The organism is Aliterella sp. E5.1 (assembly GCF_057473825.1).
In genome coordinates, this window is sequence record NZ_JBYCCV010000115.1 from 1 (window position 1) to 10,983 (window position 10,983).

General features: G+C 41.4%; 8 protein-coding genes and 1 pseudogene. 1 reads left to right on the forward strand and 8 read right to left on the reverse strand.

The genetic code is table 11. From position 1 onward, the window contains the following. Positions 1-110: 110 nt before the first annotated feature. From AC2VE5_RS21705 to AC2VE5_RS21720, 4 genes are all read right to left on the reverse strand, one after another. Positions 111-485, reverse strand: a complete 375-nt coding sequence (locus AC2VE5_RS21705) for a hypothetical protein (RefSeq protein WP_486889766.1) — start codon at positions 483-485, stop codon at positions 111-113. Between the two features lie 193 nt (positions 486-678). Continuing rightward, a complete protein-coding gene (locus AC2VE5_RS21710; RefSeq protein ID WP_486889767.1) occupies positions 679-1,926 on the reverse strand; it encodes a fasciclin domain-containing protein in 1,248 nt (415 codons plus the stop codon). A 158-nt stretch (positions 1,927-2,084) separates the two neighbouring features. Next, a complete protein-coding gene (locus tag AC2VE5_RS21715) occupies positions 2,085-3,155 on the reverse strand; it encodes a response regulator (RefSeq protein WP_486889768.1) in 1,071 nt (356 codons plus the stop codon). A 169-nt stretch (positions 3,156-3,324) separates the two neighbouring features. Further along, positions 3,325-5,412, reverse strand: coding sequence for a hybrid sensor histidine kinase/response regulator (locus tag AC2VE5_RS21720; protein WP_486889769.1), 2,088 nt, complete (start codon positions 5,410-5,412; stop codon positions 3,325-3,327). 582 nt (positions 5,413-5,994) lie between these two features. On the opposite strand from AC2VE5_RS21720, the gene AC2VE5_RS21725 reads away from it, so the two are divergent. Next, complete coding sequence (locus tag AC2VE5_RS21725; RefSeq protein WP_486889770.1) at positions 5,995-6,363, forward strand: response regulator; 369 nt, start codon at positions 5,995-5,997, stop codon at positions 6,361-6,363. 375 nt (positions 6,364-6,738) lie between these two features. Here AC2VE5_RS21725 and AC2VE5_RS21730 read toward each other — a convergent pair whose 3' ends face one another. The 4 genes and pseudogenes from AC2VE5_RS21730 to AC2VE5_RS21745 all read right to left on the reverse strand — a co-directional run. Next, positions 6,739-7,710, reverse strand: coding sequence for an S-layer homology domain-containing protein (locus AC2VE5_RS21730; protein WP_486889771.1), 972 nt, complete (start codon positions 7,708-7,710; stop codon positions 6,739-6,741). A gap of 444 nt (positions 7,711-8,154) precedes the next feature. Beyond that, complete coding sequence (locus tag AC2VE5_RS21735) at positions 8,155-8,412, reverse strand: WGxxGxxG family protein (RefSeq protein ID WP_486889772.1); 258 nt, start codon at positions 8,410-8,412, stop codon at positions 8,155-8,157. A gap of 809 nt (positions 8,413-9,221) precedes the next feature. After that, on the reverse strand, positions 9,222-10,127 hold the full coding sequence (locus AC2VE5_RS21740; protein WP_486889773.1) for a metallophosphoesterase: 906 nt from the start codon (positions 10,125-10,127) through the stop codon (positions 9,222-9,224). 107 nt (positions 10,128-10,234) lie between these two features. After that, positions 10,235-10,858, reverse strand: a pseudogene (locus AC2VE5_RS21745) (LLM class flavin-dependent oxidoreductase); the annotation flags it as partial. Between the last annotated feature and the right edge of the window lie 125 nt (positions 10,859-10,983).

Consider the following 10,983-nt stretch of genomic DNA (forward strand, 5'->3'; position numbering starts at 1 on the left):
TCCCACAACTACAGCAGAAGTTAACTGATGCACTCCTTGCCATCACTCCTGAGACGATTGCTTCTCTCACTTCTTACAATTTCATCCTTGAAGCTTTATTTAGCGCAGCTTCATAAAGAATTGGTATTAGTTAGAACTGCAACTGGATTCGCCGTACACTTGAGGTACGGATTCGTAGAAAAAAAATGGCAGTTCATACAGGGAAATTGATTGAGGCGGCTTGACAAACTTCTTGGGAATTCTTGTTCTCTTTTGTGCAATAGCCTGAAAATAATCAAACCTCCAGCCGCTATTGATAAATAAGAAAGTAAAATAACTCCTGTGCCTTCAGTAGAAATTGCTAAATCTATCCGTTCTCCATTTAGGGGTTTCCCCGCAGCTTCTTCTTCAATTAAACTTGCTATCTCCAAATTTTTTGAGTTCCAAGCCTCTTGACCAAGATTTTTCTGAACCACCATATTTTTAAACAAATCGCTAGCATCCATAGGATTTGCTCCTTAACGTTAAGTAAAGTTAAAAACTTTCTCAGGTCATGAATAGGACAAATTGCGCCATTAGGCACTAGGGACTATAGCCTGAAATCACTATTACAGGAATTATCTTTTTCCTACTCGTTGATATAACTCTGATGCTATTGCTTACAGTTGTATAAGCTTTGAATGTTTGCGATCGCTTGAACTACCGCAACTGACTGAGATCCAAGTTGGGTGGTAGAAGAACTTCATTCACCGCATGGATGACTCCATTGCTAGCTTGAATATTTGGTTGAATCACTCTGGCATCATTGACTGAAATTTGATTTTGAGCCGGATCGACTTGAATATTTACAGGTCTATTGGCAAGCGTTTTCAATTCTCCCGCCGAAAGTTCTTTGGCACTCAGTTGTCCAGGAACGATGTGGTACATCAAAATTTGCATCAGGACTGCACTATTTTCTTTTTGTTGCAACTTTTGCAAAGTCTCTTGAGGTAGAGCCGCAAATGCTTCATTAGTAGGAGCAAAAATTGTAAACTGTCCTTGTTTTTGCAAGCTTTCTGCTAGTCCTGTAGCTTTTAATAAAGAAGTTAGCGTGGAAAAAGATTGATTTGATGCTGCTACTGCAACTAAATTGCTAGCAGCTACCGTACTGGGAGTTTGAGTTGGGGTAGTTTGACTAGCGTTGCTAGGGCGACGCACAATATAATTGGTTGCTGCTTCGCTACTGGCAAGGGGCTGCACTTGTCCCAAGCGAACTAAGGCTTGATATAAATGTGCTGCCGCTTCTGCCCTTGTCAAAGGCATGAGTGGATTTAGCACTCTTACATTGGGATAATTGACAACAGCATTAGCTTGGGTTGCTGCTGCTACATTATTGATCGCATAGATGGGAATTAGTCCGGCATCTATGTAGTAGCTTCTGTTAATATCTGAGGCAGAACCGCGTGGAGCCAAACCTAGACCATTAGTTAAAGCAACGATCGCCTGGACCTTGGGAATTGGCTCGTTTGGTAGAAATAAAGCACCAGGGAAGCCTGTCATAAATCCGGTATTGAAAGCTTCCTCAATCGCAGAGGCTGCCCAGTAATCAGCAGGGACATCTGTAAATGCACTCGCATTTAATTGCCGAATTGGTTTCTGGTTAAAAGCTTTTTGGATCATTGCCGCAAATTCAGCGCGGTCTACAGGTTGATTCGGTTTAAATGTACCGTCAGGAAAGCCAGTAATGATGTTTCTGGCAGCTAGGGCTTGAATAAATGGTTGCGCCCAGTAGCCAGCCTTAACATCAGAAAAGTTCGTCGTTGTGCTGGGAGTGGGGGATGGAGAAGCGGGAGGCTGTTGAGCAATAGCAGATGCAGAAATCGCTATGGGACTTACAGTACCAACTGATACCCCAAAAGCTAGCAAGGCGGCGCTTAAAGAAGATGACTTACCAAATAATTTATTCATGAAAATTTCCTTGTTTGCTGTTTTATTTAAGTTTCGATTAGGCTTGATGAATTAAAAATCCACCCTCAAACTTACTCGATCGCATCAACTGATGAACTAGCTATAGTTTGAGGTTAAGTTTTAATAGTGGAAAACTGGTGGAAAAATTAAAATGACTGTCAATTGAGAAATAATTTACTCAAATCTGCCTTGGCTGGAGTTTGCTTTGTATGCGCCTCCAACTTTTCTAAAAGCTGACACAGGCGCAGGCAATGTGTATTTCTGCTATTTTTTGCTTCTAACAATGTCTCAATCTCTTGAGCTAATTGCGAAGCTTGAGTAAAACCAAAACTACCTAATGAGCCTGCTAGTTTGTGAGCTTCTCGCACAGCCGCCTGTTGTAGCTCATCACTAAGCGTCCCACGACCTAAAGCTTCTACTGCTTGTTTTAATACTGCCAGGCGATCGCTTAACCCTGCTGTAAAGACTTCCCTAAACTTGACTACTGCCGATAAAATTTCTTGTTGCATCTCGTCTAAATCTGGAGCAGTTGGTTCAGGGTGAGAAATTTCCGCCTGTAAAGGCTTGAGGCGATAGCCCAGACCGTAAATTGTCTCAATTAAATCAGACGGTGCGCCTGCGGTTTTGAGTTTGTGACGCAGACTTTTAATATAAGACTTGATCGTATCTTCTTGAGGCGGGTCTGCCAAATCCCATAAGCGATCGACAATCTCGCTGCGACTAAATGTACGCCGGGGGTTACGCAGAAACAGGTCTAACAGCGTATACTCCCTGGGAGTTAAATGTAAAACTTGATGTCCGTAGGTCACTTCACAGCTACTAGGATTGAGACGCAGAGCGCCCCATTCTAATACCGGAGACAAAGTGGTACTGCCTCGCCGCAATAAAGCGCGAATGCGAGCAATTAATTCGGGAAAATCAAAGGGTTTAACGACATAATCATCTGCACCTGCATCTAAACCTAAAACCTTATCAGTGCTGGTATCTTTTGCCGTCAGCATGAGAATTGGTATTTGTTCGCCTTTTTGCCTCAATTGCCTACATAAACTCATGCCATCTAGCTTTGGTAACATCACATCAAGCAAAATTAGATCGTAGTTGAATGCTGTTGCTAGTTCCCAACCCTCTTGACCGTCAACGGCAATATCCACAAGACAGCGTTGCTGTTGCAACATTGCGGCAACAGCTTGAGCTATGGAATCATCATCCTCAACTACGAGAATTTTCATGGCGATCGCCTACTTCTACAGGAGGAATTGGTGATAGGAACAAAGGCTCTGGCATCACTTATAACTCGTTTTAGCTGCGCCAAACATCTATCAAAGGCAATGCTGACCTCTCTCTTTAGATGTATAAGCTACTACTTAAAAGCATAAATAAAGCTAAAAATTTTCTAAATCAGAGTTTTCCAGCCATTTTAGCCAGACTAGCAACAACGGCAATTAACTCAGCCGCCCTAATTGGTTTAGCAACGTGAAGCTGAAAACCTGCGGCTATTGCTTCTGCATAATCTTCTTCCCTGGCATATCCAGTCAATGCTACGGCGGGAATAGTTCCGCCTATTTGGGGTTCCATTTCTCTAATTTTACGCATCAGCGCGTAGCCGTCCTCCCCTGGCATCCCAATGTCGCTGATTAGTATATCCAGTCTTTGTTGTTCTATTGTTTCAAGTGCCTCCTTGACGGAAGCAACAGCAATAACTTCTGCGCCAGTCTCTTCAAGTACAATAGTAAGCCACCGTCGCGCGTCAGCTTCATCATCTACAACTAATATTCGCAAGCCACCAAGAGCAGGGATAGAGAGTGGCTGGAGGTGGTGAGTGGCTAGAGGATGTGCTTCTCCTGCTTCCCCTACTTCCTCCTCTACTCTTGCCAAAACGGGAAGTTCGATTGTAAACGTAGTACCTTGTCCTCTGCCTGGACTTTCTACTCTAATAGTGCCGCCGTGGAGTTGAACTAAATGACGCGCGATCGCCAAACCTAAGCCTAGCCCTTTGTGGGATCTTACGCTCGTGCTATCTGCCTGACGGAAGCGATCGAAAACGTAGGGGAGAAATTCAGGACTGATCCCTATGCCTGTGTCGCTGACTTGGATTTGAGCAAGTTTTTTAGTAGTTAATTGGCGATCGCTATTAGCCATTAACGATGAATCACTAACGATTGACAGCCTGAGCGTTACCCTACCCCCTTCAGGAGTAAATTTAATCGCATTGGCAAGTAGATTCCACACCACTTGTTGCAAGCGCTCTGAGTCCCCCCAAAAGAGAGATGAGTTATCCCTTTGCTGTTCCTGCGCTGTTTTGGCTGCCGACTCCTGCCCAAACTCCAGAGCGATCGCTTTCTCATTAGCGGCTGGTTGTACGACTTCAATTGCTGCGGCAATGATTCTAGCTAGATCGACTCTGCCGAGATTGAGGGAAATATCTCCTCTGACAATGCGGGAAATATCGAGCAGGTCTTCAATCAGTTGCATTTGCAAGTTAGCGTTGCGCTCGATTGTCTCCATTGCTAGAGTTGCTCGATCTCGATCTAGCATCCCTGACTTCAACATCCCAGCCCAACCAATAATCGCTGTCATTGGAGTACGTAATTCGTGAGAAACCACAGCCAAAAAATCATCCTTGGCGCGATTGGCTGCTTCTGCCGCACTTTGTGCCGCTTCGCTAACGGCGCGGGCAGCTTGTTCGCGGCGTAACAATTCTTCCCGTTCTTCTTCAGCTAGTTTGCGCTGGGTGATGTCTTGCATAATTTTGGCAAAGCCCCGCAGTTTTCCACTCTCATCTCGCAAGGCGGTGACAATACAATGAGTCCAAAAGTGCGTTCCATCCTTACGAATGTGCCAGCGATTCTCTCTGGAAAAACCTTCGGTGATCGCTGTTTGTAGCACTCTTGTAGGTAAACCTTCTGTAATTGCTTCTGGCGTAAAAATCCGTTCAAAAGGTTGACCGATAATTTCTGCCTCAGAATAGCCTAGCATCCGCTCTGAACCACTATTCCAACTAGAAAAGATCCCGTTTGGGTCTAGCATGAAGATGGCGTAGTCTGTGACTCCCTCTACTAACAAGCGATAGCGTTCTTCGCTGAGGCGCACGTTTTCTTGGCTTTGGCGTAGATCCTCATAATTACGTTGAGCTTCTCTCGCATTGCGTTCTGCTATTTCTTGGGTAGAGCGCAACCTTGTATTAAGGCAACTAATTAGTAGTGATACTAACAAGAACTGAAATAGCCCATCGATACTATTTCGAGCGACTGCCAGCGAATAAAATGGGGGGATAAAGAAGTAGGCACAAAGCAAAGCAGACAAGGTAATGGCAAACAATCCTGCTCTCCTACCGCCATACCAAGAACTCACCATCACCGCCGCCAAAAATAGTGGATACAAATGGGGTTGAATCGTCCACCAAATTAGTTGTGTTAAGAGAAAAGCAATGGCAACGGCGGTAAGAGCAACGATGTAGCTCTTGAGGTGACGTATCGAACTAAGCATATTTTGAGTTTTGGGCTGACATTTCTATGTTGGCGCAACGGGTTTCCTCACCATAGATAATTACTCTTTCATCCTCCTACCCAACTTTTCCACCTTTTTGTTCTACCCTAGAAAATGTGACAGTTCTCAAGTCCTACGCCTTTTCTGAAGTTTAATAGCTGTAAGAGTAGCTGGAAAGATTTGGAATCTCATTTAACCTATGGTTATGGTTCGCGCGATCGCGCTCTGTGAGTGTAAGTCTTGGTCAAATCCCTTGGCGATCGCTAATTATCCACTACTTTTCCACTTTTTAGTTTTAATTTAGAGATGAAATAAAATTCAAGCAACTTAAACTTTTTTTACTACTACTTTGTTTGCGATCGGTAGCTTTTTAATCAATTAGTTAAAGATTTCAGTAAAAACTATAAATCTATAAATAATTAAAAAAATAAGTATCAAGGTCATAGGTATATATGTTTACTATTAAATTATAATTAGAATTATTGCCTAAATAAATTTTAATTGTGGAATTCAATTTTTATGAATAATAGGCAATGAAGTTGAACAATAAATATTTATAAAAGCTAGAAGGAGAAGCTAGCAATGACAGCCAAAAGGATTTTAGTCATTGATGATGAAAATGACATCCTCAAATTGATCCAAACCTGCCTAGAGCTTATGGGAGGATGGCAAGTAATAACAGCCCGTTCTGGTCATGAAGGTTTGTCACTAGCTCAAGATATGCAGCCTGATGCAATTCTTTTAGATGTAATGATGCCGGATGAGGATGGATTGACTACCCTAAAAAAACTCCAGTCTAATAAATTGACTAGGAATATTCCGGTTATTCTAGCAACAGCTAAGGGGCGTTTTTTCAAGGATAATTTCAACCAATTAGGGGTCAAAGGTGTACTGAATAAACCGTTTAATCCCTTGAAATTGGCTGAACAAGTAGAAGCAGCTTTAAATTGAAATTAGTAGGGTAAATTAGAGATCAAATTAATATAGAAAATGAAATTAAATTATTTTTTTTATCTGGTCAAACTTGATCTTGTGATAATATAAAATATGTTATTTTGGTTTTACTAAATAAAAATAAAATAATTATTCAGAAATGATATCTTTCTGGGTGAACTGGAAGATACTAAAACTCTAGAAGATACGAGCTATAAATCTGAGAGACAGTTTTTTGTTTTCTGCCATCGGGCAGCCATTAGAAGTAACTTATTTTACTTTTAATGGAGTTGGTGTCAGGGAATAAGCCAGGGGTTGGCTGTTCTATAGATAATACCCATTGAGATAAAAATCCTCCGATTTTCAGACGGAGGAGTGTTAGAAAACATTGGTTTATTTAGCAGGAAAACCAACAATATAATTAGAGGATTCTACATTGCTAGGAAGGGGTGGCAATTTGCCCTGATGAACCAAGGTTTGATAGATCAAAGCAGCAGCAGCGCCACGATCAAGCGGCTCGTTAGGATTAAGAACCTTTACATTTGGATAGTTGACTACAATGTTTGCTTTGGTTGCTGCGGCTACATCATCAATTGCATACTGAGGAATTTGTTCTACATCTGTATAATAAGTGCTGACAATAGATGCTGGAGGACTGTTAGCAGCTACATTTTGTTCGCTTGGTGTAGATGTTGTTGGAGACACACCTTCGTTACTAGCTAATGGTGCGGTCGAATTACTAGGAATCGCAGCTTGAGCGTTCGCTGAAGCCAGTAGTAATGGCTCCATCAAGGAAACAATTGCCAGTGGAATAAATTTTCGCTTCTTGGCTGCTCGACGTGTGGTTGCTGGAGTAACTGCTTGATTTGTAGTAGTGCTTGCAGTTGCTTGGGGGCTACCTGATGATAGATTTAGACCCTTGGCTAAGGAAACTAATGCTTGAACGCGAGAAACTTCCTCCCGTGGCTGAAATAAGCCACCAGGAAATCCCCTCATAAATCCTGCTTCATACGCTTCCTCAATGGCAGGAGCCGCCCAATAACCACTAGGAACATCTTTAAATACACTGCCACTTGGTATCTGCCGCACTTCATTCTGATTAAAAGCGTCTCGGATCAGCGCGGCAAATTCATCGCGATCTAAAGGCTGTTCAGGTCGAAATGTTCCATCTGGATAGCCAGAGATAATATTTTGTGCCGCTAAACGCTCAATGAACGGTTGCGCCCAATAATTGGCATCAACATCAGGAAAGTTATTTTGAGCTAGGGCTGGAGCAGAAATGCCTGAGAAAACAACTGCACTTATTGACATTCCTATAGCTAGGAATCCTGCGTTTCCTCTACTCAAACTAGAAGAATTAGACATTAAAAATCACCTCAAAAATTTTCTAATTGGAAATGTGACGGTGTTTGTAAAACATAGGTTTTGCGTGTAGATGTAATCCATATTAAGTTAGCTTTAAAAGTGGTACTCGTCCATGGAAGCTATGCCTTAGTTTTTAGGCAGTCACACAACATTTAGTTTGTTAATTAATAATCTAAGTTTTGACAAGGTTTAGTCTGGTACGATATCTGTTCTTCTCCAGAAATAACATCTTTTTGATATTCAAACCTCTTAAAAAATGAATTTAAAGAGCAAGGGAAATTTGAGTACAATCAATGATTGAACTGGCTATAAATTGAAGATAAGCCTAAATAGTGGAAAACTCGTGGAGAACTCACGAGAGTGACACAAGAGCTAATTGAGAGTTGGCGTTGCACAATCAGCGATCGTCTCAATACAACTCAAATTATGTTTGCTCGAACAAATCTAGTAGCGGGTATTATCAATATCAGTATTTCTCCGCTTTCTCACGCCAGTTAATCCTCCTAACCCTAATAGACCAAGTAAGCCCAACAAGCCCCAATCGAAACCGCCATCAGTATAAACAACTCTGGGTGCAACTGTAGTTGGTGGAATAGTCGTTACTGGTGTTGGCGCACAGGCAGACAAAGTGAAAAATAAAAGTGCTGTACTCAACAGGATGACACCAACACTGATAAGTTTAGATAATTTAAAATCTTTCATAGTTAAAATCCTTTTTTGCTAGTAATTTACTGAATCTAAGCAGTTGCTACTTAAGGTTTTAGAGGTAACTGCATAACCTAAGCAACAAGCAAAAGTCTTATTCTCGATAGCCAGCCCAATTGATTGAAGTCTCGATAAGTAGTAAGTTTGCGATCGCTAATACGATTTTTTAAACCGGGTTTTTTGTCTATAGCTGGTTTTCGGTACTTGTTTTTAGTAGGTAAGACAGAGCAAATCACCCAACTATTTCCAGCCAATCTCGGTTGAATCCCTTCCCTTTATAAATTTGCTCCTGCCCATTTTTAGGTGAAATAACCTAGCAAAGCAGATATGTTTAAGGGCAGAGCGCTCGTCGCACTAAAACCTATAATTTTAGACAAATTTCAAAGTTGCATGATTGATTTTTCTCTTATTTGTTTGCTTGCTTATCAAATTAGCAACTACTAATCTAGAACAAATCAATCTTTAGTTATAGAATTGTTTTATTACAATATTTTTTCAGAAACATTGAAGGTTTAATTTCAAAATACTTTATTAGTAGTACAGAAATTGTCGCATATATTTTATTAAAAATTGATTATAACTTTTTATTAAAACTGCTCTTTTAAAATTATCTAAAATTTACATTTATGACAGAAAACAACAAATTTACGAATTAATCAGCTAACGAAAAAATGTAATATCTATAGCAAACTTTGCCCGATACCACTTAATTCGCTTTTTTAAGAGGTTGATTGCTTTTGTATAGCTTGGTTTTCTAGAATAAATAATTTTTGAACAAATAAGTAAAGAATCAGTCTTTAAGTATCTTAGCGGGCTTGCTTAAGTGTGAAAAGAGTAATCTCAGGTGGACAGTTGATTCGTATTGGTAGGATACTAAAACCAATCCCTCGGTTTACGTAAAGATGGTTGCTTTGTTGCCCATATCCATCGATCCAACCATCAACATGAACTCGATCTTCTTTAGTAAAACTCAACCAAGACCATTCTGGAGTAAATGGTAAGCGAATTTGTCCGCCATGAGTGTGTCCTGCTACAGCCACAGGTGCAGTGTTAGCGGGAAATAGGGCAAAAGAGTCAGGATGATGCATCATCACAAATCTGGGTGCTGAGTTCGGCACTCCAGCTAGTGCTACTGCTGGTTTATCTTCATTGGCCCAATGCGATCCTATACCTACTAAATACATAGGATCGCTTCTATTTGATGTCTGGTTCTGGGGCGGCGCGATCGCAACAGCCTCATTGTTCAGCACTTGCACGCCCACGGATTCGAGAGACTCAGCTAACTTGGTGGCTAAAGCGATGTTTGGAGGAGCATCCTTGGCTTTCATTGCATAATCGTGATTGCCTAATACGGCATAGGTCAAGATACCAGAGGCAGGCAGAGGACTAACAAGCTCAATTGCCTTGCTGATTTCGTCGCTGGGATTCTTACCTGGAGAGTAAATGAAGTCGCCAATAATCAGTACAATTGCGGGGCGCTCCTGAACTAATTGCTGAACAATTCGCTGGATAGTGGGGGTATTGTCCAGCCACATTCCTACCTGCCAATCACCAATAACCGCGACTTTTTTCCCCTCCCATGCAGCAGGTAAATTAGGAATTGCTGCGTTTTGGGGTTCTACATCAATTATGTATGGTTCGAGCAAGCCCCAGATCAAAATTGCCCCAATTAACCCCAATAAGCTTAATAAAACGTACTTAATTTTCTTCATAGTTCACTTGCTAATTCTCTTGGTAACAAAAACAATCAAAATAGAAAACCAGAATGTGCCACTCGTTCCTGGGTCAATCAATTATCCTTATCTATATTAAGACTACCTTAGCTTTTTGCTAGTATTGGCAATACTTTGTCGCCAAATACCTGAATAAACTGTTGTTGTTCGCGATTGACATTGTGCAAAATCAATTCATCAAACCCTAGGTCAATATCTTTTTGCAGCCACTCGATATGTTGTTGCGCTTCAGCAGAAATGCGGACGTGAGCGTTTAATTCATCTGGTTTGACAAATTCTCCGGCTGCATCAAACTGTTGCGGCGTGCGAAGCTCAGACATGACAATATTTTTAAAAATATTGTTGCGCCATTGTTGATGGGCTTTTTGTCGTGCCATTTCCTCGGTGCGATCGTAAGAAAGCTGGACTTTCAAAATCATTGGTTTGCCTTCTCCACCACCTCGATGAAAAGCATCAACGACTTGTTTAAGTTTCTCTGAGGGGCGAGAAATAGTAATTAATCCATCTGCCCAACTTCCCAGCCATTCGGCAGTTTGGGGGGTGATGGCAGCACCAATAATTAAAGGTGGGCTTTCGGGAAGAGAGTAGAGTTTTGCTTCCTCAACACAAACTAAACCTTTGTGAGTCACAGTTTCCCCTTGCCACAAAGCGCGGATAATATCAACACACTCTTTTAAACGAGTATTGCGATCGCTCTTACATAACCACTTATACCAAGTTGCGTTCTAACAAAGTAGCTATAGAGGAGGGAAGAAAGTTAGAGAGCGAAGACGGTCTGGGTCAGCACAAAGTTCTAATAGACCTAAGCTAAGTTCATCTTCAACCTTGTCCAAAG